The following is a 25038-nucleotide window of genomic DNA, read 5'->3' as shown; positions in this document are numbered from 1 at the left end:
CGAGATGCTCGCCGAAAGACAGACCGCGGGGCAGGAGCGTCCCGAATTCTACCGCTTCCATCAAGGTGAAAAGGTACTGCCCTTTGCCCCCGCCGAATACGACGCCCGGCTTGCCGGGTTGCGCCGCATCCTGAACGACCGCGGCCTCGATGCCTGCGTGCTGACCTCGATGCACAACATCGCCTACTATTCAGGGTTTCTCTATTGCGCATTCGGGCGGCCCTATGCGCTCGTCGTGACGGCGACGGAGGCGGTGACGATCAGCGCTGGCATCGACGCGGCGCAACCCTGGCGACGGTCGCACGGCGACAACATCACCTACACCGACTGGCGGCGGGATAACTACTGGCGGGCGATCCTGTCGGTCACGGGGGCGGGCAAGGCGGTCGGCTACGAGGCCGATCACATGACCCTCGCGCAGATGGCACAGGTCGACGCCTTCCTCGCGCCGGTGCGCAAGATCGACATTTCGTCCGACACGATGCGGCAGCGGATGCACAAGTCCGCCGCCGAGATCGCGCTGATACGATCGGGCGCCGCCGTGGCCGACGTGGGCGGCTATGCCATCCGGGATGCCATCGCCGTGGGCGCGCGGGAAATCGATATCGCCATGGCGGGCCGCGATGCGATGGAACTGGAAATCGCCTCCCGCTTTCCGGATGCGGAATACCGCGATACCTGGGTGTGGTTCCAATCCGGCATCAACACGGACGGGGCGCACAACCCGGTCACGTCACGCCGGCTCGAGCGGGGGGATATCCTTTCGCTCAACACCTTCCCGATGATTTCCGGCTATTACACCGCGCTGGAACGCACGCTTTTCGTGGGCGAGATCGACGATGCGTCGCGCGTGATATGGGAATCGAACGTGGCCGCGCATGAACTGGGGATGCGTCTGCTCAAGCCCGGCGTCAGCTGCGCCGAGGTGACGGCAGGCGTCAACGCCTTCTTCGCCGAACTGGACCTGTTGCAGTATCGCACGTTCGGCTACGGCCATTCGTTCGGTGTGCTGAGCCACTACTACGGCCGCGAGGCGGGGCTGGAACTGCGCGAGGACATCGACACCGTGCTGGAGCCGGGCATGGTGATCTCGATGGAACCGATGCTGACCATCCCGGAGGGCCGGCCGGGCGCGGGTGGCTACCGCGAACACGACATCCTGATCATCACCGAAAACGGCGCCGAGAACATCACCGGATTCCCCTATGGCCCGGCCCACAACGTGGTGGGCTGACAGGTCGCGGGCGAGGGCAGGCGGCCCCGCTTGATACGGGGCCGCCTGCCGTATCAGACCGCGATCTTGCCGCCGCCCTTCTTCGTCACCACCACGACGGAGGGACGCGGCGGCATGACGGGGTCAAAGTCGGGCCAGCGGGTCGCCGGATCCTCGAAGGTCGAATTGCGCTCGAAGCCCGCGAGGTCCTTGGTCCCGTCGGTTCCGGGGTGCTGCACCGCGAGGAAAAGCGTTTCACCGTCGTCCGTGAAATACGGCCCGCACATCTCGCCGCCCACCGGGCAGCGGAAGAACAGCTTGGACGTTCCCCGCGCGTCGCCTTCGGTCTCGAGCGCATACAGCCCGTCCGACTTGCCGGTCTTGCCCCAGTTGGACCCCTGGTCCGTCGAGATCCACAGCCGCCCGTCGGCGTCGATGGCGCAGTTGTCGGGCGAACCGAACCAGCCATTCTCCGAGGTCTCCGGGTTCCACTGGGCGCCCACTTCGGCCACGGCGGGATCGCCGCACTTGACCAGGATCGACCAGGTGCCCGACGTGGCCGAATGGTTGCCGCCGTCCTCCTTGATCTCGATGATGTGGCCAAAGTTGTTCTCGGGGCGGGGGTTGGCGGCGTTGGCCTCTTCGCGACGGGAGTTGTTGGTCAGCATGATGTAGGCCGTGCCGTCCCCGCGCGGTTGCGCGTCCTCGGGGCGGTCCATCGGGGTCGCCCCCAGCAGGTCGGCGGCGATCCGCGTGTCGATCATCACGTCGCCCTGATCGTTGAACCCGTTTTCCGCCGTCAGCGGACCCTCGCCGTGCACCAGCGGCAGCCAGGTGACCGTGCCGTCCTCGTCGAAACGCGCGGCGTAGAGCGTGCCTTCCTCCAGCAGCCGGGAGTTGGCGGCGCGGTCGTCGGACACGGTACCGTCCGAAACGTATTTGTACTGGTAGTCAAAGCGGTTGTCGTCGCCCATGTAGATCACCAGCCTGCCATCCGAGGCGACGATCGTTTCCGCGCCCTCGTGGCGGAAGCGGCCCAGAGCGGTGTGTTTGACCGGGGTCGATGTCGGGTCCATCGGGTCCACCTCGACCACCCAGCCGAACTTGTTGGGCATGTTGGGCTCGCGGTCGATGTTCCAGCGGTCGTGCGTCTTGCCCCAGGCGTACCAGGCGCCCGGCACGCCGTAGCGGCCATAGGAGGTCGCTTCGGGGTTGCCGCTGTCGATCACGGCCTTCCCGTCGGCGTCGACATTGTCGGTCCAGAAGTAGCCGTGGAAATTCTCCTCCGCCATCAGCCAGGTGCCCCAGGGCGTCATGCCGCCTGCACAGTTGTTGATGGTCCCGATGACGCGGGTGCCGGTCGGATCATCGTTGGTCATCAGGCGCTTGTGGCCCGCCGCCGGGCCGCTCAAGGTCATCTCGGTGTCCAGCGGGGTGATGCGGCGGTTCATCTTGCCGTCGCGCACCACCGACCATTTGCCGTCGTCGCCGCGCGCGATCTCGACGACCGTGCCGCCGTGGGCGGCCATCTCGATGTCGATCAGCTCGGGCGTCATGCCGTCGAAGTCGACGCTGTCCTGCCGGCCGATCCCGGGGAACATCACTTCCTCGTTGGTGTATTCGTGGTTGACGCAGAGCAATCCGCGCGTGCCCGCGTCGTTCAGGGGGACAAAGCCCACATAGTCGTTGTTGTACCCGAACTGCTTGAGCTGGGCCGCCGCGGTCTGGTTCATCACGTCGAATTCCGGCGCGTCGGCGGTGATCGGATCGCCCCACCGCAACAGGATGTCGGCGTCGTAGCCTTCGGCGACGTGGTGGGTCTTGTCGTTGCCCGCCGTCACCTCGTCAAAGACGTAGCGGCTGGCCGCATGTGCTGCCGCGTCGGCCTGGCGTGGGGCGACGAGCGCCGAGGTGCCGAAGAGCGCCGTCGTGGCGGACACGCCCAGCATGCCGCGCAGCAGGTCGCGGCGGCCGTAGCGGGCGTTGATCACGTCGCCGATGGTGCGGGACAGGTTCGGGTTGGTCGGGATGTCGTCGAAGGCTTCGAAGGCCTCCGCCTTGTTGCCGATGCTGGGGTCATTGACGATATCGCTGCGCTTCATGGCGGGACTCCTCTGGCTGTGTTTCGCTGCGCCGTCTTTGACGCGGATATGTAATCGTTTCATGACGAATTTGACCCAATTTCCATTCCCTGTCCCGGTTCTTTGCAGGGCAAAGGATGCTTGCGGCCCGTGGGCCAAGCGGGCAAGCTGGTGCCGTCAACGCAATACGGGAGGCCGCAGATGCCGACGCGTCGTACTGTCCTCGGCCAGACGATCGCCGCGGGCCTGACGCTGGCGCTGCCTGCCGGGCGCAGCGTGGCGCAGGACCGGTACGATCAGGCGGCGCTGCTGCAATTCCCGCCGCTGGGTGACATCACGCTGCTGTACTACAGCGACGTGTACGGCATGCTCCATCCCCATCTCCTGCGGCCGGCTGCGGTGCGTCACGGGCCCGACCGGGTGCCCAATCTCACCGGCGAGGCGCTGCGCATCCGCTACGGGATCGGGGGGCGTACCCCGATGGATGCGGCGATGACCGCCGAAGGCTTCGACGCGCTCGGGGCCGTCTACGGGCCCATGGGCGGGGTGGCGCATCTGGCCGCCGTGATCGGCGCGGTCCGCGCCGCGCGCCCCGGTACGCTGGTGCTGGACGGCGGCGACAGCGACAGCGCGCTCGTCCGGCAAACGCTCAGGCCGGATGCCGCGACTTTCGGCCGGTCCGGCCCGCCCGCGACAGGCGCGCTGGCCGTGAACCATCAGGGTCAGCCGACCCACACCAGCTTTGAACGGGGCCCGGCGGGGGTCGCGGTGATCGGCATCGCCGATCCCCACCGCATCGACACCGTTTTTTCCCTCGAAGCCTTGCAGCAGGCGGTCACCGCGCGCCGTGACGCGGGCGCGGCCGTGGTGGTCGTCCTGTCCAGGCTGGGGTTCGAGGCGGACCGTGCGATCGCCTCGGGGATCGACGGCGTGGACGTGATCTTCTCGGGCCGTTCGGGTCATGCCCTGCCGGAACCGGAGGTCATCGGCGGCACCCGGATCGTCGCATCGGGCAGCCAGGGCCGTTTCGTCAGTCGCGTGGACATCGCGGTGAGCGACGGTCGGCTCGCCGACCTGCGCCACGGCCTGATACCGGTGTTCAGCAACCTGATCCGCCCGGACGCCGCGGTGGCGCGCCGCCTGCCGGATGTCGCGGCGGCCGAGGTCGGCACCGCCGCCGACATGCTGCATCACCTCGACACCTTCAGCGGGACATGGGAGGCCCTGATCGGAGAGGCGATGCGGGCACACACCGGCGCGCCGGTGGCGCTGATACCTCCCCTCCGCGCTGCCGAGACCGTGCTGCCCGGTCAGCCCATCCTCGATCGGCAGATCGGTCAGGTTGCCGCCGGGCAGCGGGTGGTGGTCCGTCGCCTGACCGGGGCGGCGGTGGCGCTGATGCTCGAATCCGCGGCCGAAGCGGTCTTTGCCGCCGATCCGGTCGCGCGGCGCGAAGCGCGGATGATGCGCACGCAGGGACTTTCCTTTGCCATCGCACCCGGTGCGGGCGAGGGCGGGCGGATATCGGATCTGAAACTCCTGGACGCGGGCAGGGCGCTTTCCCCTGAGGAAGAGGTGCCTGTCGCGCTGCTTGGGCAGGATGCCGGTACTCCGTTGGAGGAGGCGCTGACACAGCATGTCGCGCGGCTGCGGCAGGTCACCGCCGTTCCGTCCCCGGTCATCGTCAACGGGTGACGCCAGGGCCGTTCGACACGAAGGTCTCGATCAGGCCGGGGATGTGCTTGCGGAACCTGAAGAACCCCTTGGTCGCCAGCGGCCAGGCCGCGCTGTCGAGCGGGCGGCGATGTTCCGACACCGGCAAGGCATCCCGCAGGGCGCGATAGTCTTCCAGCACCTCCCGCGTGGGTCCGACCGGGGCGTAGGGCACAAGGAGGGATTCCAGCCGGTTGTCCACGGCCCAGCGGTGCAGATCTTGGGCGGTCCGCACCACGTCCGAGGGGTTGAGCCCCGGACAAGCATCCACCGCGAGGGCCTGTCGGAAGGCCGCGACCTCGGGCGCCATGTGCCATGGGCTTTGAGCTGCCCCCGCTTGCAGGAAAACCCGGCCCGAGGGGGCGTCCCGGCCACGAAAGGCGGCGCGACGATATCGTCTTCGTGAAGGATCAGCCCGTATCGACCTGCCGGCGGGGCATCGTCGACCGCCGGAAGATCCGCAGCCGGCGGCGCCTCCGGATAGGGAACCTCCTGCGCCTGTGTCGCGAGCCCGGTCGGCGGTGCAAAGCGCCCGCCGGTATATTGCGCGATGTTCGCGGGATCGGCCAGGTAGGTCTTGCCCCGGGTCTGGATGCCCGCGACCCAGCGCCAGCTCAGGGTGTTGACGGCCGCGTCGCCATCCAGCAGGTGCCGCAGGAAGAAATCCGCGCCCAGTTGCCAGGGCAGTTTCAGCGTGAAGATCCAGATCGACGCGAACCACATCCGTGCGTGGTTGTGCAGGTAGTGCGTCCGCGCCAGTTCGCGGGCCCAGTGGTCGAAGGGGGCGATGCCGGTGTCGCCGTTGCAGGCTGCCTCCCACCGGGCGCGCAGGCCCGATTGCGTCTGAACATCGTCGCGCAACCATTTGATATCGCTCAGGTACATATCCCACACGGCGGGGCGCATTTCCATCCAGCCCTTCCAGTACGTCCTCCAGAAGACCTCTGCCAGGAACCGGTCCGCCGTTTCCGCGTCGTGCTGCGTCAGCACCGCGCGGGCGATCGTGGCCTCGTCGGGCAGGCGCACCTTGAGGTAGGGCGACAGCGCCGAGACATGGTTGCGCTCGATGCCGCCCAGATCATGGTTGCGCCCGTGGGCATAGGCAGCACCGGCGCGTGGCGCAAAGGCCGACAGCCGGTCGTGCGCCGCCTTCACGGTCGGAGGGAAGGATGAAACGGATTCTGCCATGCGCGTCAGCTAGATCGCCGGGGCGGAGGTTCAACGCGCACCGGCCCCCCTTGAACCCCCTCACCGCCACGACTAATCTCTCGGTAAGAACTTTGCGGGTATGGTCCCGCGAACGAAAATGACAGGCAGAGACGATGACCGATCCCTATGAAACGTACATGAACACGCTCGTCCCCATGGTGGTCGAGCAGACGAGCCGCGGCGAACGGGCCTACGACATCTTCTCGCGCCTGCTGAAGGAACGGATCATCTTCCTTTCCGGGCCCGTGCATGACGGGATGTCCTCGCTGATCGTGGCGCAGCTTCTGCACCTCGAGGCGGAAAATCCCTCCAAGGAAATTTCCATGTACATCAACAGCCCCGGCGGTGTGGTCACATCCGGCTTGTCGATCTATGACACGATGCAGTACATCAAGCCCAAGGTCTCGACCCTGGTGATCGGGCAGGCGGCCTCGATGGGATCGCTGCTGCTGACCGCCGGCGAACCCGGCATGCGGTTTTCCCTGCCGAACAGCCGCGTGATGGTGCACCAGCCCTCCGGCGGCTACCAGGGCCAGGCGACGGACATCATGATCCACGCGCAGGAAACCCAGAAGCTCAAGCAGCGGCTGAACGAGATCTACGTGCGCCACACCGGCCAGACCCTGAAAAAGGTCGAAGAGGCGCTGGAGCGCGACAATTTCATGTCGCCCGAAGAGGCGAAGGACTGGGGCCTGATCGACGAGATCGTGGAAAGCCGCGGCAAGATGGACGATCCGGACGCGCCGAAGAAAAAATAACACAGGCCCGTGGCCCCTCGCAACTGTGACGATTTTGCGATTGTGGCCCGGGGGACCCTGTCCTAGGGTTGGAAGATGAGTGGCGCGCCCGCGCGCCGAATGAGCGAAAAAGCAGACCTGAAAGGGCTGACATGGCGAACAATTCCGGCGGTGACAGCAAGAACACCCTCTACTGCAGCTTTTGCGGAAAAAGCCAGCACGAGGTGCGCAAGCTGATTGCGGGTCCGACCGTGTTCATCTGCGATGAATGCGTCGAACTCTGCATGGACATCATCCGCGAAGAGACGAAGGCAAGCGGGCTGAAGGCCACCGATGGCGTGCCGACGCCCAAGGACATCTGCGATGTGCTCGACGATTACGTGATCGGCCAGCAGAACGCGAAAAAGGTTCTCTCGGTCGCGGTGCACAACCACTACAAGCGTCTCAATCACGCCCAGAAGGGCGGTGACATCGAACTCGCGAAGTCGAACATCCTCCTGATCGGCCCCACCGGCTGCGGCAAGACGCTGCTGGCGCAGACGCTGGCGCGCATTCTGGATGTGCCCTTTACCATGGCCGATGCCACCACCCTCACCGAAGCGGGTTACGTGGGCGAGGACGTGGAGAACATCATCCTCAAGCTGCTGCAGGCGTCGGAATACAACGTGGAACGCGCGCAGCGCGGCATCGTCTACATCGACGAGGTCGACAAGATCACCCGCAAGTCGGAAAACCCCAGCATCACCCGTGACGTGTCGGGCGAAGGTGTGCAGCAGGCACTGCTGAAGCTGATGGAAGGCACGGTGGCGAGTGTGCCGCCGCAGGGGGGGCGCAAGCATCCCCAGCAGGAATTCCTGCAGGTGGACACCACCAACATCCTGTTCATCTGCGGTGGCGCCTTTGCGGGCCTGGACAAGATCATCGCGGCGCGGGGCAAGGGGTCTGCCATGGGTTTCGGCGCCGACGTGCGCGACAACGACGACCGGGGCATCGGCGAGATCTTTACCGATCTGGAACCGGAAGACCTGCTCAAGTTCGGCCTGATCCCGGAATTCGTCGGACGTCTGCCGGTTCTGGCGACGCTGGAAGACCTGGACGAGGACGCGCTGGTCACCATCCTGACCCAGCCCAAGAATGCCCTGGTCAAGCAGTACCAGCGCCTGTTCGAGCTTGAGGACACCACGCTGACCTTCACGGACGATGCGCTGACCGCCATCGCCAAGCGGGCGATCGAACGCAAGACCGGCGCGCGCGGTCTGCGCTCCATCCTCGAAGATATCCTGCTGGACACCATGTTCGAACTGCCGGGGCTCGACTCCGTCAACGAGGTGGTCGTCAACGAAGAGGCCGTGACGTCGGACGCGGCCCCGCTGATGATACACAGCGAGGCTGAAAAGGAATCCGCGACCGCCGGCTGACGCGGCGGTGCAGGGGAATTTCGTATGGGGCGTGCCGCGGGCGCGCCCCTTTTTCGTGACGGGGCCACGGCCCTTGCAGAATGGATGGAGTGTGAGACGATGCAGCGGATTTTCTCCGGAGGCGCCTTCGAGCCCAAGATCGGCTATTGCCGGGCGGTGGTGGCAGGCGGTTTCGTACACGTTGCCGGCACGGTCGGGCAGGGCGACGACGTGGTGGAACAATGCAGATCGGCGCTGGAAACCATCGAACGGGCGCTGACCGAGGCGGGTGTCGGGCTGGCCGACGTTGTCCGGGTGACCTACATGCTGCCCGACAGGTCGGAGTTCGAACCGTGCTGGCCGACGCTTCAGGCCGCATTCGGCGCGCACCCGCCCGCGGCCACGATGATCGAATGCGGGCTGATCGATCCGAAATACCGGATCGAAATAGAGGTGACGGCGGTGGCCCGGTCCTAGGCGACCTCCTCGAACCGGTCTCCCAGCTTTTGCTGGACCGTTTCGGGGTTCAGTTCCGCCCACGGGCTTCCGCCGGCGCTGACGAAACCGCCCTCGGCCAACGACGCCTGCAATGCGGGCATGTCCAGTTCGCCCATCCAGAGCCGCGGTTTGGCCGCGCCCCGCGGTTTCCACGACCGTGTCAGTTGCGTGACCGTGAGCGGCGTGATGCCGGCAAAGGATTTCAGGTGCTGTTCGAGGTTCCGGGTGGCGCCCGAAGGGCGGCGCACCACGATCGCCACCTGTGCGGCCGGATCGGCCACCATGGCCAGCAGGTGCAGGGCCGATCCTTCGGCGGCGATGATCTTGCGCGCGGCCTTGTAGGTGGCGACCTGGCTGCGCAGATCGTGCTTTTCGGGGTGGTAGATCGTGTAGCCCTGTTCGACCAGATGTGCTTCGAGTTCGGCTTCGCCGATCAGGTTGCCCCGGCCGGAGGGCAGACCGCTGCGGCTGACATACAGCTTTTCGGGCCCGTCCGGCGCCACGTCGCGCCCGAAGCGGCCGGCCATGGCGGCACGGAACGCGGGCGTTCCCGTGATCATCGTGCCGAGGCCGAAACCCTGTCCCGGCACGATCAGGCGTTCCACCCGCTCGGGGGTGGCCACGCTCACCAAGGGCAGGTCGCAGCCCATCATCTTCAGGAAATCGGTCTGGAACGGTTTGACTTCATCCCCGGTCTTGGGCCGTTTCGGCACATAGAGGATGCCGTCGATCTCCGACTCCAGTGCATCGAGCGCCCAGAGGCGGGCGGTGCTTTCCACGAGGAAGTGACCGAAATGCGCCCAGAGCACGCCGCCCCACAGCCAGGTTCCCTCGCGCAGGGGCAGCTCCCCCTCCGGCAGGGCCGGCGCGACGGTCAGCGCCCTGCCATTGCGCCACAGCGCGCCACTGCCGACGTAGCTACCTGAGCGGTCGAGGATACCGGCAGGCTGGACGAAGCCCGTCTCGGCGGGGGGCACCACCACGGCGTTTTCAAGCGTCTGCCGGGCGCACGACCAGCCCATATCGGGCACCGGCGGGCGCAGGGCAGGGTCGAACGTGCAGGTCCAGACCTGCCGTGTGCACAGTTCGGGCACCTTGGCGAAGCCCGCGCGCTCCAGCACGGACTTGCATTCACGCATGCCTTCCTTGCCGTAGGCCGCGGGGTGAAACTCGATCACGATGGCGCGGATGCCTTCCAGCGACGCATGGCGCAGAAATTCCAGCTCCCCGCCCTCGATATCCATCAGCAGGACGGTAGGGGCGAAATCACGGTGGACCTCGTCGTAGCGCGCCGTGGGCACCTCCACCCGCGTGGTCGCACGCTTGTCCGTGTCGATCAGCGACGACCCCAGGTAAGAGTTGCGGATGTGAAACGCCATGTGCTCGGGCGGATTGGGCGCACTGATCAAGACCTCGTTGCGGACCTCGATCCGGTCCTGCAGATCGTTCAGCCGGTAAAGGGCATTGATGTGCTGTATCAGGCCGGGGTTGGCTTCGAAGGAAAGCACCTTTTCCGGCTTGCCGTTGAGCGCCGCGATGGCGCCGACAAGGCCGATCCCGGCCCCCATTTCCAACACCCGGTCTCCCGCGCGGATCACCTCGAGGGCGCCCGCGATCTCCTGCCCTTCGTAGCGGGCGGCGTTGATCCGCTCGGCCCGTTCGGGCGTGATCATGGGGCTGTCGGGCACCTTGACGCCGTGACATTCGGCGACGTGTTTGCGCGAACCGGTTGTGCTGGCCATGATCGATCTCCGTTTTGGGAAGAATAGGGACCAACCGCCAACAGGCCAATACGGCACGTGGGCAGGAGCGCGTTCTGGCCGGCGGGAGGAGTCTTTGCTGCAACACCTGCTGGACCCTCCTGCGGCGATGGTGCATAACGTCACCGACCAAAGCGGAGAGTTTCATGGGCATCCTCAACACGATCTTCCGGGCGCTGACATGGTGGGACGGTCAGACCCTGAACACCCAGTTCTTCACCTGGCGCAAGGGCACCCGCGTGGGCGAGGATGATCAGGGCAACATCTATTATCGCAATGCCGACGACTCGAAGCGTTGGGTGATCTACAACGGCGACATGGAAGCGTCCCGAGTGAGCCCCGACTGGCACGGCTGGCTGCACCGGACGTGGGACGAACCGCCGAGCGACAAGCCACTGGTGCACAAGGCGTGGGAGAAACCCCACGTCGAGAACCTGACAGGCACCGCGCTGGCCTATGCGCCCGCAGGGTCGATCCGGCAGAAAAACCCGACGGACCGGTCCGACTACGAGGCCTGGAGCCCGGAGTGATCCGGGCCTGCGCGAAAGCGACCGCCATGATCAGACATTTGCTTTTCGCCGCCGTGCTGGCGTTGCCCGCTGCCGCGCAAGAGGTCAGCAGCGCGCCCGGTGCCGTTCTGCGGACGCTGGACAAGATCTCGGGCCATTCGCTCGACGTGGAACTGCGCACCGGTCAATCCTCCCGCCTCGGCAATCTCGACATCGTTCTGAATGAATGCCGCTACCCGGCGGGCGACCCGTCGGGCGACGCCTACGCGGAACTGGAAATCTCCGATATCAACAAGTCCGACACCCTGTTCTCGGGCTGGATGATCGCCTCGGCCCCGGCGTTGTCCGCGCTGGAACATCCCCGCTATGACGTCTGGGTCATTCGCTGCACCACCTCCTGAAGCGGCCGGACCGGCGGCGCCGTGAAATCCGCCGCAAGGGGCAGGGCCGCAGCCAGCATCTCGTGGTACGCGGCACGGGGGATCTCAATCGCGCCGAGCGAGGCGAGGTGCGCCGTGAGGAACTGGGCGTCGAACAGCGCGAAGTTGGCGCTGCGCAACCGATCCACCAGTGCCGCGAGGGCCATCTTGGAGGCATTCGTCCGCCGCGAGAACATACTCTCCCCAAAGAACGCCCCGCCCAGCGTCACGCCGTAGACGCCGCCGACCAGCGTCCCCCCGTCGCGGATCTCCAGTGAATGGGCGTTGCCCCGCGCATGGAGCGCGGCGTAAAGGCGGGTGATCTCGGCGTTGATCCAGGTGTCGGCCCGGTCGGCGCAGGCTGCGACCACGCCGGCGAAGTCCCGGTTGATGGTCACGTCGAAATCCGCGCGGCGCATCGCCTTGGCCAGCGAGCGGCTGATGTGAAAACCGTCGAGCGGCAGCACCCCCCGCATCCGCGGATCGACCCAGAAGACTTCCGGGTCATCGCGGTGTTCGGCCATGGGAAAGATACCCGCCCCATAGCCGCGCAGCACCAGTTCCGGCGTCAGTTCCGCCATCGGCGTCAGCCGTCGCCGAGATTGGTTTCCAGCCAGTGTTCGAGCCAGTGAATGTTGTAGTCGCCGGTCTGGATGTCCTTTTCGCGCAGCAGCGCGTGGAACAGCGGCACGGTGGTATCGATCCCGTCGATGATCAATTCTCCCAGCGCGCGGCCCAGCCGGGCCAGCGCCTCGGGGCGGTCGCGGCCCTGCACGATCAGCTTGCCGATCAGGCTGTCGTAGTAGGGCGGGATCGAATAGCCGTCGTAGATCGCGGAATCCATCCGCACGCCCAGGCCGCCGGGCGCATGATACTGGCTGATCCGTCCGGGCGAGGGGCGGAAGTTGGGCAGCTTTTCGGCGTTCAGCCGCACCTCGATCGCGTGGCCGTTGATCTTGAGGTCTTCCTGCCGGAAGGACATGGGCATGCCGCTGGCCACCTGGATCTGCTCGCGCACGAGATCGACGCCGAAGATGCCTTCGGTCACCGGGTGTTCGACCTGGAGCCGGGTGTTCATCTCGATGAAGTAGAACTCGCCGTTTTCATACAGGAATTCGATGGTGCCCGCGCCGATGTAGTTGATGTCGGCCATCGCGTCCGCGCAGGTCTTGCCGATGCGCGCGCGTTCCTCTTCGCTGATGGCGGGGCCGGGGGCTTCCTCGAACACTTTCTGGTGGCGGCGCTGCAGCGAACAGTCCCGTTCGCCAAGGTGCACCGCGCGGCCCTTGCCGTCGCCGAAGACCTGTATCTCGATATGGCGGGGCGTGGTGAGATACTTCTCGATATAGACTTCGTCGTTGCCGAAGTTCGACTTGCCTTCGGCGCGGGCCGTCTGGAAGGCGCGTTCCATGTCGGCGACAGAGGTCGCCACCTTCATGCCCTTGCCGCCGCCGCCCGCGGTCGCCTTGATGATGACGGGATAACCGATTTCCTCGCCCAGACGCTTTGCCTCTTCGAGAGAGGCGACACCCCCTTCGGAGCCGGGGACACAAGGCACGCCCAGCTTGCGCATGGTTTCCTTGGCGGTGATCTTGTCGCCCATGATGCGGATATGCTCCGCCGTAGGCCCGATGAAGGTCAGACCGTGATCTTCGACCACCTGCACGAAACCCGCGTTCTCGCTCAGAAAGCCGTAGCCGGGGTGAATCGCCTCGGCGCCCGTGATCTCGCAGGCGGCGATGATGGACGGGATGGAAAGGTATGACTGGGTCGAGGAGGGCGGGCCGATGCAGACGGATTCGTCTGCCATCCGGACGTGCATGGCGTCGCTGTCGGCGGTCGAATGGACCGCAACGGACTGGATACCCATCTCGCGGGCCGCGCGGATCACGCGCAAGGCGATTTCACCCCGGTTGGCAACAAGGATCTTGCTGAACATCACCGGCGCCTTATTCGATGATGACCAGCGGGGCGCCGAATTCGACAGCGTCGCCGTCGCCCACCAGTATCCGCTTGACCGTCCCGGCATGGGGCGCGGGGATGTGGTTCATCGTCTTCATGGCCTCGACGATAAGCAGTGTCTCGCCTTCGGCGACCTGCTGGCCCACGGACACGAAGGCGGGTGCGCCCGGTTCGGCCTGCATGTAGACGGTGCCGACCATGGGCGAGACGACCGCGCCGGGGTGGTTGGCCGGATCCGCGTCTTCGCCGCCGGCAGGGGCGGACTGCTGCGGCGCGTTCATCGGCGCGGGCGCGGGAGAGGTCATCTGCGGCGGGGCCGCCTGAAGCTGCTGTTGCGGCGCCACGATCTGCTGCGGTGGCTTGCGGCTGACACGCACGTTGAGACTGTCGTCTTCCGCGTAGTCGCGCTTGACCTGAAGTTCGGTCAGGTCGTTCTCGTTCAGCAGTTCGGCAAGCGCCCGGATAAAGGCGACATCGGCGTCATGGGTATTCTTTGTCATATTTTCCTCGACGTTTCCTCGGGTCGGGCGCTTTGGCTGCCGCACCGTTTTGCACGCTTATATGACATGGGTCCGGGCAATGAAAGCCGACAGTTTCGGTCGGCGGATGGGGCGCTGCCCGGCCCGATCCGGGCCGGGGAGTACCGTGCGATCTGTCAGGACGCCGGTTCGAGGACGCCGCAGGCCAGCCGCGCGCCAGTGGTGCCGCCGGGCTGGGTGAAATGATCGTCGCCTTCCGCGTGGATCATCACGCTGGCCCCGTCGGAATCCAGCATCCCGTCGGGCGTGTCGGACAGGCTCACGGCACTGGTAAACGCCTCCATCTGGCCGCTGCCGTCCTCTCCGACGAAGACGTTCGGCAGATCGCCTGCGTGGGGACCGTCGGGATGCAGCAGGCCATGCGCCGTGTTGCCATCGTCGCCGATATGCGGCCCGGCCGACTTGAAGTCGGTTCCGCCGTCGCACTCACCGATCTGGTGCAGGTGTACACCCTTGGGGCCGGGCTCGAGCCCTTCGACCTCGAGGTGGACCAGCACACCGTCCGTGCCGGGCGTGATCGTTGCGGTGCCGACAGAGGTGCCGTCCGCCAGTTTCATCTGGGCGGTGGCAGCGGGTTGTGGCGCGCTGGCGTGGCTTTCGGCCATGGCTGCACCAGCGGCGAGGGTGGCTGCAGCGGCGAGGGCGGGAAATGTGCGGATCATGATCTGCTCCTTAAGTTTGCATCGGCCCCGTCGGGGCCGTTCAAGGGCAAAACGCATGGCGGCGGCATCGGTTTCACCGCCCCCCGGACGCGTGGTCAGATCGCCAGGTATTCCGCGCGCAGTTCCGCGTTCTCCAGCACTTCCTTCGCGGTGCCATCGAACACCACCGACCCGGTGTCGAGGATCACGGCCCGGTCCGCCAGCTTGAGCGCCCGGATCGCGTTCTGCTCCACCAGGATCGTGGTGATGCCCTGTTCCTTGATGATGCCGAGGGTCTTTTCGATCTCGTCAACGATGACCGGCGCGAGACCCTCGTAGGGTTCGTCGAGCAGCAGCACCTTGATGTCCCGCGCCAGGGCACGGGCGATTGCCAGCATCTGCTGTTCGCCGCCCGACAGCGTCGTGCCTTCCTGGTTCTTCCGCTCGCCCAGACGGGGGAAGAGGTCATAGAGCCGTTCCAGCGACCAGCCGATCGGCGGCGCGATCTGGGCCAGACGCAGATTTTCCTCTACCGTCAGGCCGCTGATGATGCGCCTGTCCTCGGGAACGAGGCCCAGCCCCCATTGCGACGCCTCGTGCGCTTTCATGTTGTGCAGCGGTTTGTGGTCCAGCCAGATCTCGCCCCTTCGCACTTCGGGCGATGCCAGCCGCGCGATGGCCCTCAGGGTCGAGGTCTTGCCGGCCCCGTTGCGGCCCAGCAGGGCAAGGATCTCGCCCTCGTGCACGTTGAAGCTGACGCCCTGCACGATGTAGCTTTCGCCGTAGTAGGCCTCGAGGTCCCACACGGACAGGTAGGCCGGTGCGGTCGCAGCGTGATTGGCGTTCTTGTCGAGCGTTTGCGTGTTCATGCCTCTGTCCTCCGGCGGCGGTTCAGGCGGCGTCCTGGGATTCACCCAGGTAGGCTTCGCGCACCTTGGGGTGGCCCTTGATCTTCTCGGGGGTGTCTTCGACCAGCGGCGTGCCCTGGGCCAGCACGGTGATCCGCTCGGCAAGGCTGAAGACGACGTGCATGTCGTGCTCGATGATCGCGATGGTGATGTCGCGCTCTTCCTTGATCTGCTTGAGCAGGTCGATCGTGTTGTTCGTGTCTGCCCGCGCCATGCCGGCGGTCGGTTCGTCCAGCAGCAGCAGCCGCGGATCCTGAGCAAGACACATGGCGATTTCCAGTCGCCGCTTGTCGCCGCGCGACATCGACGCCGCATGCATCTCGCGCTTGTCGATCAGCTTCATGTCCACGAGCATCTGCTCGGCCTTCTCGATCACGTCGCGCTGGCTGTGAACCGAGGTGACGGCATTGAGCTCGAACGCACCGTCGCGCTTGGCGAAACAGGGGATCATCATGTTTTCCATGACCGTCAGGTCGCCGAAGATTTCCGGCGTCTGGAAGACGCGGGAGATACCCATCTGGTTGATCTCGTAGGGTTTGCGCCCCAGTACGGACTGGCCGTCGAACATCACCGACCCGGTATCCGGGATCAGCTTGCCGACGAGACAGTTGAGCAGGGTGGACTTGCCCGCGCCATTGGGCCCGATGATCGCGTGGCACGAATTCTCCGCCACGCTGAGGTTGACGTTGCTGAGCGCCTGCAGACCGCCGAAGCGCTTGCCCACGTCCTTGACTTCGAGAATTGCCATTTTACCGGTCCTTATTCCGCAGGGGTCTTGCTGCCGTCGGGTGTCTTGCCACTTGCGCGCTTGCCGCGTGCCAGTCGCCCGATCCGTTGTCCGCCCTCGACGAGGCCGCCGGGCAGGAAGATCACGACCACCATGAACAGCAGCCCGAGGGTCAGGTTCCAGCCCTTGCCGACGAAGGGATGCACGATGGTGATCAGGAAGTCCTCCAGCCCATCGGGCAGAAAGGCGAACCAGCCATGCAGCACGTTGTCGTTGATCTTGGCGAAGATATTCTCGAGGTACTTGATGAAGCCCGCGCCGAGAACCGGGCCGATCAGGGTGCCGACCCCGCCGAGGATCGTCATCAGCACCACTTCGCCGCTGGCCGTCCATTGCATCCGTTCCGCCCCGGCGAGCGGATCCATGCAGGCCATCAGCCCCCCGCGAGACCGGCGTACATGCCCGAGATCACGAAGGCGGCCAGCGTGTAGGGGCGGGTGTTGAGTCCGGTGTAGTTCAGCCGCTGCTGGTTGGATTTCACCGCCCGCAGCATCATGCCGAAGGGCGAGCGGAAGATGCGGATCGCAAGATAGAACGCCAGCAGCAGGAACACCGCGCAGAGGTAGTAGCCCACGGAAAAGGTGAAGGTCCATGACCCCGCGTAGAGGGTCGTCGACGAATTCATCGCCGCGCCGAACAGGTTGGGGAAGTTCGGGGCGGAGGCGCTCTGAAGCACTTGCGGGTCCGAGGTGTAGATCTGGAGCCCGGTCTCGCCGTTGGTGATCGTTGTGCCGACGAACCGGCCCAGGAGATCCGAGTAGGAAATCGCGAACATCATCTGCGCGAAGGCCAGCGTCAGGATCGAAAAGTAGATGCCTGAGCGCCGCAGCGAGATGAATCCGATCAGCAGCGCGAAGAAGGCGGCGACGAGCACGCTGAGGATCAGCGCCGGAACGACATTGAAGCTGAGCAGCTTGAACATCCACACCGCCGCATAGCTGCCGACCCCGAGAAAGGCCGCGTGGCCGAAGCTGAGATAGCCGGTGAGACCGAACAGGATGTTGAAGCCGATGGCGAAGATCCCGAAGATCACGAAGCGTTGCATCAGGTCGGGATAGCCCGCGTTGAACTGCGCCAGACCGCTGCCCTCGGGGAAGGGGTTGAGGATGAAGGGCGCAAAGAGTGTCAGCACCGCAACGATCAGCAGAAGCGAAAGGTCGCGTTTTCCAAGTCCGAGCATGTTCTTAGTCCTCCATCACGCCCTTGCGGCCCATCAGGCCGCGCGGACGTGTCAGCAGAATGGCGATGGCCACCAGGTAGATGATGATCTGGTCGATGCCGGGCAGGAAATACTTGATCTCGTTCATCGAGGCGAAGCTCTCGAGGATGCCCAGCAGGAAGCCGGCAAGCACCGCGCCCGGCATGGACCCCATGCCGCCGACGACGACGACGACGAAGCTCAGGACCAGAAAGTCCATGCCCATGTGGTAGTTGGGCGAATTGATTGGCGCGTACATCACGCCCGCCAGACCCGCCACGGCGGCGGCGATGCCGAACATGATGGTGAAGCGCCGGTCGATGTCGATGCCCAGCAGGCCCACGGTTTCGCGGTCGGCCATGCCGGCCCGTACGACCATCCCGAAGGTGGTGAACTGCAGGAAGGCAAAGACCAGCCCGATGATGAGCGCGGAAAAGGCGAAATAGATCAGCCGCCAGTAGGGATAGGCCAGCACCGCGTCCAGGCCCAGCAGCGCGCCGATGTCGAGGCTGCCGGCAAAGACGTCGGGTGCGGGTGTCGGGATCGGGTTCGCCCCGTACCATGCCTTGATGATTTCCTGAAGGACGATCGCCAGACCGAAGGTCACGAGGATCTGGTCGGCGTGGGGGCGTTTGTAGAAATGCTTGATGAGGCCGCGTTCCATGATGAAACCGATCAGCAGCATTACGGGGATCGCCAGCAGGATTGCGAGCGGCACCGACCAGTCGATGATCGCGCCACCCAGGTCCGGGCCGAACCAGCTCTCGACCACCGGCGTCTTGACCTCCAGCGGGCGGCCAAGGAAATCCTTCTTGGTCTCGTCGATCGTCACGGTCGAGATGTTCAGGATCCGTTGCAGCGTCACCGCGCAGAAGGCACCGATCATGAACAGGGCGCCATGGGCGAAGTTCACGACGCCGAGGGTGCCGAATATCAGCGTCAGACCCAGCGCGATAAGCGCGTAGGCCGATCCCTTGTCCAGGCCGTTCAGGATTTGCAGAAGGATTGCGTCCATTGTCCCCACCTCAGGCTGCACGCCACCCGCAGGTGGCAGGATAGGGCGGGTAAGACCCCCGCCCTAAAATTGCTTTTCGGAGTTGCGCGATCAGGCGCCCGGGTTGCACTCGCCCAGGTCGCCACCGGCGAACAGCGGGTGATCCGGCGGATAGGTGACCTGCTCGACCGGGGTCTGTTCGACGATCTCGAGGGTGTCGTACTCGGTCGTCGGGTTTTCGGTCCCGCGCACAACCAGCACGTCCTTGAAGCACTGGTGATCGTCCGCCCGGTAGAGGGTCGGGCCGTTGCCCATGCCGTCGAACTCGAACCCTTCGAGGGCTTCGACCACGGCGCAGGGGTTGAACGAACCGGCACGCTCGACCGCGTCTGCGTAAAGCAGCGTCTGCACGTAGCAGGTATGCGCCGAGTTGGAGGGCGGACGGCCGTACTTTTCACCGAAGGACTTGGTGAAGGCCTTGGAACCCTCGTCCTGAAGCTGCCAGTTCCAGTTCATGGACCCGAGCACGCCCTTGATGTTCTCGCCCGCACCGGCGGCCATCAGTTCGGAGTAGAGCGGCACGACGATTTCCATCTTCTTGCCGTTCACTTCCTTGCTCAGAAGGTCGAACTGGATCGCGTTGGTCAGCGAGTTGACCATGTTCCCGCCGTAGTGGTTCAGCACCAGAACGTCGGCGCCGGAGTTCAGCACCGGCGCGATGTAGGACGAGAAGTCCGTGGTCGCCAGCGGTGTCAGCACGTTGTTGGCGGTCTGCCAGCCCATCGCCTCGGTCGCGGCCTGGATCGACTCCTGCTGGGTCCAGCCCCAGTTGTAGTCTGCCGTCAGGTGGTAGGCGGTCCGGTCGGTCCCGTATTCGGCCTTGAGCACGGGGGCGAGGGCCGCGGCGGACATGTAGGCGTTGAAGAAATGGCGGAAGCCGTTTGCCTTCTTGTCCTTGCCGGTGGTGTCGTTGGCGTGGGTCAGACCCGCCATGAAGATCACGCCGGCGGACTGGCAGAGATCCTGCACCGCCACGGCCACGCCCGAAGACGAGCCGCCGTTGATCATGATGGCGCCGTCCTTCTGGATCATCGACTGGGCCGATGCGCGGGCCGCGTCGGATTTGGTCTGGGTGTCGCCGGTGACGAAGGTGACCTTCTTGCCAAGGATCCCGTTACCTTTCAGCGCCTTGGAGCTGAAGGTGTTCATCATGCCGCCGTCGCCTTCGCCGTTCAGGTGCTGAACGGCCAGTTCCTGCGCGCGCAGCTCGTCAAGGCCTTCTTCGGCGTAGGGGCCGGTCTGCGGCACGTTGAAGCCCAGCGTGACCGTGCTGCCGGTGGGCGCGTTGGTAAAGCCGCTTTCCTGCGCGCGCAGATAGGTGGGCAGGGCAAGGCCCGCACCCGCCACGGCGCTGGTCTTGATCAGTCCACGGCGTGTCAGTTTCGAAAATGACATGAATTCCTCCCGATTTGTAAACGTGCACCGGGTTCCTCCCTCCGATGCACATCGCACTTCTGTGCAAATACTTTATCGCGTGGCTTGTGAAACACGGCAATAACCCCTTTGAAATTAGGAATAATCCTGTAAATATCTTCGCAAAGGTCGGTGGGGATTGGTAAAGATAATGATATTGCAGCGCAGAAACACGTTGAAATTCCACAGTTTTGCCGAGTGTCCGCCCGATGCCGCGTGAGGGGCTGACAGGCAGCCGCATCCGCGAGCGTCGGGTCATGGCATCGCTGAAGCAGGCCGACCTTGCCCGCGCCATCGGCATCTCGGCCAGCTACCTGAACCTCATCGAACACAACAAGCGCAGAATCGGCGGAAAGCTCCTTCTGGACATCGCCGGCGCGCTGGAGGTCGAGCCGCAGACGCTGACCGAAGGCGCCGAGGCGACGCTGATCGCGGCCTTGCGCGAGGCGGCGCACGAGGCGGGGCTGAGCGCCACCGAGGCCGATCGGGCCGAGGAATTCGCCGGCCGCTTTCCCGGCTGGGCCGAGGTGCTTGCGGGCACCCGCCGCCGGATCGACACGCTGGAGGCCACGGTCGAGGCGCTGACCGACCGTCTGGGCCACGACCCCCATCTCGCCGCGTCGATGCACGAGCTTCTGACCACCGCCGCCGCGATCCGGTCCACCGCCTCCATCCTGGTGGAGACCAAGACCCTCCAGCCCGAATGGCGCGACCGCTTCCATGCCAACCTGAACGAGGACAGCGGCAGGCTGTCCGCGAGCGCGCAGACACTGGTGGCCTATCTCGACGCGGAAACCGGGCCGGAAGACGCCGCCGGATCCCCGCAGGAAGAGGTCGAAGCCTATCTCGCGGCGAACGATTTCCGTTTCGACGCGCTGGAGGGGAAGGGCCCTTTCGACGACACGATCGAAAGGATGCTGGTCGAGGAGCCGTCACTGCGCTCGCCCGCCGCGCGGTTCATCGCCCGGCTGGTGCTGCGCCAGCTTGCGCGCGACGGTGCCGCGCTCTCCCTGGACCGGCTGCGCGGCGCGCTCGAGGAACAGGGGCCCGACCCGGTGGCGCTTGCACGGGCGCTCGACCAGCCGGTGGGGCGGGTGCTGCGCAGGCTGGCGGCGCTGCCCGAACTGGATGCCGGGCTGATCGTCTGCGACAGGGCCGGGGCCGTCACGTTCCGCAAGTCGGTCGACGGGTTCTCGGTGCCGCGCCACGGGGCCTGCTGTCCGCTGTGGCCCCTGTTCGCGGCGTTGGGCCAGCCCGGTGCCATCATATCGCAGAGGATCAGCCAGCTTGGCCGCGCGCAGGGGCTCTTCCAGTGCTACGCCGTCAGCGAACCGATGGCGCCGCAGGGGTACAACGCACCGCCGCTGCTTCAGGCCAACATGCTTCTGCTGCCCGTGCCCGAGGGTGGCACGCCGGGCGTGCCGGTGGGGGCCACCTGCCGGATCTGCCCGCAGGAACACTGCGTGGCGCGCCGCGAACCCTCGATCCTCAGCGCCGGAACCTAGGCCCATCCGGCCGGGCGCCATCGCCCGCTTTCCCGGCTTTGACAGGTTGCATCTTCCGGTGCATGTTTAACCGCGGCCGAGGAGGGCCGCCTGGGGAGAGGATACCGCGCATGAACAAGCATGTCGTGCTGGTGGAGGACGAGCTGAACATCGCCGAGGCCATCCGTTTCGTCTTGTCGAACGACGGCTGGCGGGTGGAGACGCTGGCAAACGGCCTGAACGCCGTGGAGGTGATCCGCAAGGCCAACCCCGACCTCGTCCTTCTGGACGTGATGCTGCCGGGCCGCAGCGGGTTCGAGATCCTGCACGAGCTGCGCGCCGACCCGGCCCTTGCCGACCTGCCGGTGATGATGCTGACCGCCCGAGGTCAGAGCCGCGACCGCGAGATGGCGCAGAAGGCGGGTGTCAGCAAGTTCATGACCAAACCCTTTTCCAACGCCGAGATGCTGGAGGCCGTGCGCGAACTGACGGCCTCGGCCTGAGGCGCGACATGCCAGATCGCCGCATGTTCCTCGAACGCCGCAGCTACAGGCGGCGCCGGCTGATGGACGCGGTGCGGATGTGGCCGCTCGTTGGGCTTGCGCTGTGGATGTTGCCGCTGCTCTGGCCGCTCTCCGGTGACGACAGCGGCGCGGCCATGCCCATGTCTTCCGCGCTTCGCTATCTCTTTGGCGTATGGGTCGTGCTGATCCTCGGTGCGCTGGCATTGTGGTGGCGGACGGGCCGCGGCGTGCAGGACGAGGCGGCTGCCGTCGATCCGGCTGGCCGGCGGGGCTGACCGTGGCCCTGAACGAACTCGTCCTCGTGTGCCTCGCCTACGTGGCGGGATTGTTTCTCGTCGCCTTCCTCGCAGAACGCGCGGCCCTGCGGGGGCAGGGCGGCGCGCTGCTGCGATCGCCGCTGGTCTACACGCTTTCCCTGTCGATCTACTGTACCGCCTGGACCTTCTACGGCGCGGTCGGCTATGCGGCGCGATCGGGCCTCGAATACGTGACCATCTATCTGGGCCCGAGCCTCGTGATGATCGGCTGGTGGTGGTTCCTGCGCCGCCTCGTGCGCATCGGCCGCAGCCAACGGGTCACCTCCATCGCCGACCTGATCTCCAGCCGCTACGGAAAGTCCAACAGCCTGGCGATCATCGTGACCCTGATGGCGGTGATCGGCGTGACACCCTACATCGCGCTGCAACTGCAATCCGTCGTGTTGTCACTGTCGATCTTCGCCGGCAACGGCGAGGGCGCGGGATACAACCCGGTCAGCGCCGCGCTTTGGGTCGCAGGCGGGCTTGCCCTTTTCACCGTGCTTTTCGGCACCCGGAACCTCAACGTTAACGAACGCCATCATGGCGTCGTGATCGCCGTGGCGGTGGAAGCCATCGTCAAGCTGGTCGCATCGCTCGCGGTCGGGATCTTCGTGGTGTGGGGCCTTGGCGGGGGCGTGGACCAGACCTTGGCGCGCGTCGATGCGTCGCCCATCGGCGAATGGCAGGTGGAGGGCGGGCGCTGGGCCGCGCTCACGCTCCTGTCCGCGGCGGCCTTCGTCTGCCTGCCGCGCATGTTTCAGGTCATGGTGGTCGAGAACGACGACGAACGACACCTCCAGATCGCGTCCTGGGCGTTTCCGCTCTACCTGCTGCTGATGAGCCTCTTCGTCGTGCCCATCGCGGTGGTCGGGCTCGACCTGCTCCCGCCGGGGTCGAACCCGGATCTTTTCGTGCTCAGCCTGCCGCTGAGCCAGGGCAGGGACGGGCTGGCAATGCTGTCCTTTCTGGGGGGCTTTTCCTCGGCCACGTCCATGGTGATCGTGGCGACGCTGGCGCTGTCGACCATGGTGTCGAACCACATCGTCATGCCGATCTGGCTCAGCACACGGCCGCGCGGGGCGATGCAGTCGGGCGACGTGCGGGACGTCGTGCTGCTGGCGCGGCGGCTGTCGATCCTCCTGATCATTTCGCTGGGCGTGCTGTACTACCGCGTCTCCGGCGGCAGCGCTGCACTGGCGGCCATCGGCACGATCTCCTTCGGCGGTGTGGCGCAGTTCCTGCCGGCGCTGCTGGGGGGCATTTTCTGGCGCGGCGCGACGCGGACCGGCGCGCTTTGCGGCCTCGGAGTCGGGTTCGCGATCTGGGTCTTCACGATGCTGCTGCCCAGTTTCGGCGTCGGTGCCGCCCTGTCGGCCGAGGTGTTCGCCAACGGGCTCTGGGGGCTGTCCTGGCTCCGCCCCGAAGCGCTTTTCGGGATCGAGGGGCTGGATCCGACGGTGCACGCGGTGGTCTGGTCCCTGTCGCTGAACACGCTGGCGTTCCTGTCGGTCTCCATCGTCAGCTTTCCCACCCCGATCGAGCGTTTGCAGGGCGCGCAGTTCGTCAACGTGCTGGATCATTCCGGCCCCTCGCGCAGCTGGACGGCGTCGGTCGCGGGAAGCGAGGACCTGATGATCATGGCGCAGCGCATCCTCGGCGCGGCGGAGGCGCAGGCCTTCTTCCGTGGCGAGGCCGAGGCGCAGGGGCTTTCCGGCGGCCTGCCCGAACCGACCCCGGCCTTCGTGCAGGCGCTGGAGCGTGAACTGGCCGGATCGGTAGGGGCCGCCACCGCGCACGCGATGGTCAGCCAGATCGTCGGCGGCACCTCTGTTTCCGTGCAGGACCTGCTGGCGGTGGCCGACGAATCCGCGCAGATGCTGGAGTATTCGAGCCAGCTGGAACAGAAGTCACGCGAGCTGACGGAAACCGCGGCCAAGTTGCGCAGCGCCAACGAGAAACTGACACAGCTTTCGTTGCAGAAGGACGGCTTTCTCAGCCAGATCAGCCACGAGCTGCGCACGCCGATGACATCGATTCGCTCCTTCTCGGAGATCCTGCGGGACGCGGCGTCCCTGTCGGAGGCCGACCAGACACGCTACGCCTCGATCATCCATTCGGAGACACTTCGGCTCACCCGGTTGCTGGACGAACTGCTGGACCTGTCGGTGCTGGAAAACGGGCAGGTCACGCTTCGGATGGGCGAGGACCGGCTGGAATCCATTCTGGATCGCGCCGTGACGACGGCCCTTGCAGGTGCGGGGCCGGCGCTGTCCGTGACCCGCGAAACCGCGGAGCCGGACCTTGTCCTGCATACCGACATCGACCGGCTGGTGCAGGTGTTCATCAACCTCGTGTCCAACGCGCGCAAGTACTGCGATGCGCCCGAGCCCCGGCTGAAGATCCGCACCAGCCGGCACGCAGAAGGGGTGTGGGTCGACTTCATCGACAACGGCAGCGGGATCGACGCCGAGGTGCAGTCCGTCATCTTCGAGAAGTTCTTCCGCGTCGACGGGGCCGAGGCGGAAGGTGTGGGCCTTGGCCTGGCCATCTGTCAGGAAATCATGGCGCGTCTGGGCGGCAAGGTGCAGTACCTCGCAACCGAAAGCGGGACCGCCTTCCGGGTCAGCCTGCCCGACAGCGTCACGGTGCGGGAGCCGCAAAAAATCGGGTCGGTGGCTGCCTCTTAAAGAGGT

General features: G+C 65.7%; 22 protein-coding genes and 1 pseudogene. 11 read left to right on the top strand and 12 right to left on the bottom strand.

Annotation, left to right across the window (positions count from 1 at the left end):
• Positions 1 to 4: 4 nt before the first annotated feature.
• Positions 5 to 1234 carry an aminopeptidase P family protein gene (locus BOO69_RS10940; protein ID WP_071972200.1) on the top strand — a complete coding sequence of 410 codons (1230 nt, stop codon included), beginning with the start codon at positions 5 to 7 and terminating at the stop codon, positions 1232 to 1234.
• Positions 1235 to 1287: 53 nt separating this feature from the next.
• Here BOO69_RS10940 and BOO69_RS10935 read toward each other — a convergent pair whose 3' ends face one another.
• Positions 1288 to 3315, bottom strand: a complete 2028-nt coding sequence (locus BOO69_RS10935) for a PhoX family protein (protein WP_071972199.1) — start codon at positions 3313 to 3315, stop codon at positions 1288 to 1290.
• 180 nt (positions 3316 to 3495) lie between these two features.
• Between BOO69_RS10935 and BOO69_RS10930 the strand changes: the two genes are divergently transcribed.
• Positions 3496 to 4989 carry a bifunctional UDP-sugar hydrolase/5'-nucleotidase gene (locus BOO69_RS10930; RefSeq protein WP_156874910.1) on the top strand — a complete coding sequence of 498 codons (1494 nt, stop codon included), beginning with the start codon at positions 3496 to 3498 and terminating at the stop codon, positions 4987 to 4989.
• Positions 4990 to 5019: 30 nt separating this feature from the next.
• Here BOO69_RS10930 and BOO69_RS10925 read toward each other — a convergent pair whose 3' ends face one another.
• Entirely contained in the window at positions 5020 to 6162 is a 1143-nt protein-coding gene (locus BOO69_RS10925; protein WP_237267442.1) for an FAD-binding domain-containing protein, read from the bottom strand.
• A 167-nt stretch (positions 6163 to 6329) separates the two neighbouring features.
• Here BOO69_RS10925 and BOO69_RS10920 point away from each other — a divergent pair, with 167 nt between their 5' ends.
• The 3 genes from BOO69_RS10920 to BOO69_RS10910 all read left to right on the top strand — a co-directional run bounded on the left by BOO69_RS10920 (position 6330) and on the right by BOO69_RS10910 (position 8827).
• A complete protein-coding gene (locus BOO69_RS10920) occupies positions 6330 to 6974 on the top strand; it encodes an ATP-dependent Clp protease proteolytic subunit (protein WP_071972197.1) in 645 nt (214 codons plus the stop codon).
• Positions 6975 to 7105: 131 nt separating this feature from the next.
• Positions 7106 to 8371, top strand: a complete 1266-nt coding sequence (gene clpX, locus BOO69_RS10915; RefSeq protein ID WP_071972196.1) for an ATP-dependent Clp protease ATP-binding subunit ClpX — start codon at positions 7106 to 7108, stop codon at positions 8369 to 8371.
• A gap of 99 nt (positions 8372 to 8470) precedes the next feature.
• Complete coding sequence (locus tag BOO69_RS10910; protein ID WP_237267441.1) at positions 8471 to 8827, top strand: RidA family protein; 357 nt, start codon at positions 8471 to 8473, stop codon at positions 8825 to 8827.
• Here BOO69_RS10910 and BOO69_RS10905 read toward each other — a convergent pair.
• Positions 8824 to 10590, bottom strand: a complete 1767-nt coding sequence (locus BOO69_RS10905; protein ID WP_071972195.1) for an FkbM family methyltransferase — start codon at positions 10588 to 10590, stop codon at positions 8824 to 8826. The two genes, BOO69_RS10910 and BOO69_RS10905, sit on opposite strands and share 4 nt — an antisense overlap.
• A 164-nt stretch (positions 10591 to 10754) precedes the next feature.
• On the opposite strand from BOO69_RS10905, the gene BOO69_RS10900 reads away from it, so the two are divergent.
• Entirely contained in the window at positions 10755 to 11138 is a 384-nt protein-coding gene (locus BOO69_RS10900) for an NADH:ubiquinone oxidoreductase subunit NDUFA12 (RefSeq protein WP_071972194.1), read from the top strand.
• Between the two features lie 26 nt (positions 11139 to 11164).
• Complete coding sequence (locus BOO69_RS10895; RefSeq protein WP_071973769.1) at positions 11165 to 11518, top strand: DUF2155 domain-containing protein; 354 nt, start codon at positions 11165 to 11167, stop codon at positions 11516 to 11518.
• Here the strand turns inward: BOO69_RS10895 and aat are convergent.
• The 9 genes and pseudogenes from aat to BOO69_RS10850 all read right to left on the bottom strand — a co-directional run bounded on the left by aat (position 11482) and on the right by BOO69_RS10850 (position 20020).
• A complete protein-coding gene (gene aat / locus BOO69_RS10890) occupies positions 11482 to 12117 on the bottom strand; it encodes a leucyl/phenylalanyl-tRNA--protein transferase (RefSeq protein WP_071972193.1) in 636 nt (211 codons plus the stop codon). The genes BOO69_RS10895 and aat overlap by 37 nt on opposite strands.
• Before the next feature lie 5 nt (positions 12118 to 12122).
• The gene (gene accC / locus BOO69_RS10885) at positions 12123 to 13475 is read right to left on the bottom strand and encodes an acetyl-CoA carboxylase biotin carboxylase subunit (RefSeq protein WP_071972192.1); all 1353 of its coding nucleotides are present in this window, start codon (positions 13473 to 13475) and stop codon (positions 12123 to 12125) included.
• Positions 13476 to 13485: 10 nt separating this feature from the next.
• Positions 13486 to 13998 (bottom strand): acetyl-CoA carboxylase biotin carboxyl carrier protein, encoded by a 513-nt coding sequence (gene accB / locus BOO69_RS10880; protein WP_071972191.1) that lies wholly within the window; start codon positions 13996 to 13998, stop codon positions 13486 to 13488.
• Positions 13999 to 14153: 155 nt separating this feature from the next.
• Positions 14154 to 14699: a superoxide dismutase family protein gene (locus BOO69_RS10875; protein WP_071972190.1), complete on the bottom strand. Its 546-nt coding sequence runs from the start codon at positions 14697 to 14699 to the stop codon at positions 14154 to 14156.
• Positions 14700 to 14794: 95 nt separating this feature from the next.
• A complete protein-coding gene (locus tag BOO69_RS10870; RefSeq protein WP_071972189.1) occupies positions 14795 to 15547 on the bottom strand; it encodes an ABC transporter ATP-binding protein in 753 nt (250 codons plus the stop codon).
• A gap of 22 nt (positions 15548 to 15569) precedes the next feature.
• Positions 15570 to 16334, bottom strand: a complete 765-nt coding sequence (locus BOO69_RS10865; RefSeq protein ID WP_071972188.1) for an ABC transporter ATP-binding protein — start codon at positions 16332 to 16334, stop codon at positions 15570 to 15572.
• An 11-nt stretch (positions 16335 to 16345) separates the two neighbouring features.
• A pseudogene (locus BOO69_RS10860) lies at positions 16346 to 17553 on the bottom strand (branched-chain amino acid ABC transporter permease).
• 4 nt (positions 17554 to 17557) lie between these two features.
• The gene (locus tag BOO69_RS10855) at positions 17558 to 18586 is read right to left on the bottom strand and encodes a branched-chain amino acid ABC transporter permease (RefSeq protein ID WP_071972187.1); all 1029 of its coding nucleotides are present in this window, start codon (positions 18584 to 18586) and stop codon (positions 17558 to 17560) included.
• Positions 18587 to 18676: 90 nt separating this feature from the next.
• Positions 18677 to 20020 (bottom strand): substrate-binding protein, encoded by a 1344-nt coding sequence (locus tag BOO69_RS10850; protein ID WP_071972186.1) that lies wholly within the window; start codon positions 20018 to 20020, stop codon positions 18677 to 18679.
• A 227-nt stretch (positions 20021 to 20247) separates the two neighbouring features.
• Here BOO69_RS10850 and BOO69_RS10845 point away from each other — a divergent pair, with 227 nt between their 5' ends.
• From BOO69_RS10845 to BOO69_RS10830, 4 genes are all read left to right on the top strand, one after another.
• Positions 20248 to 21543: a short-chain fatty acyl-CoA regulator family protein gene (locus BOO69_RS10845; protein ID WP_071972185.1), complete on the top strand. Its 1296-nt coding sequence runs from the start codon at positions 20248 to 20250 to the stop codon at positions 21541 to 21543.
• Between the two features lie 110 nt (positions 21544 to 21653).
• Positions 21654 to 22025, top strand: a complete 372-nt coding sequence (locus tag BOO69_RS10840) for a response regulator transcription factor (RefSeq protein WP_071972184.1) — start codon at positions 21654 to 21656, stop codon at positions 22023 to 22025.
• Positions 22026 to 22033: 8 nt separating this feature from the next.
• A complete protein-coding gene (locus BOO69_RS10835) occupies positions 22034 to 22321 on the top strand; it encodes a hypothetical protein (protein WP_071972183.1) in 288 nt (95 codons plus the stop codon).
• A 2-nt stretch (positions 22322 to 22323) separates the two neighbouring features.
• Entirely contained in the window at positions 22324 to 25032 is a 2709-nt protein-coding gene (locus tag BOO69_RS10830) for an ATP-binding protein (RefSeq protein ID WP_071972182.1), read from the top strand.
• Positions 25033 to 25038: the final 6 nt, after the last annotated feature.

The organism is Sulfitobacter alexandrii (assembly GCF_001886735.1).
Classification (GTDB): Bacteria; Pseudomonadota; Alphaproteobacteria; order Rhodobacterales; family Rhodobacteraceae; genus Sulfitobacter; species Sulfitobacter alexandrii.
This window is presented reverse-complemented; position numbering and strand designations above follow the sequence as displayed.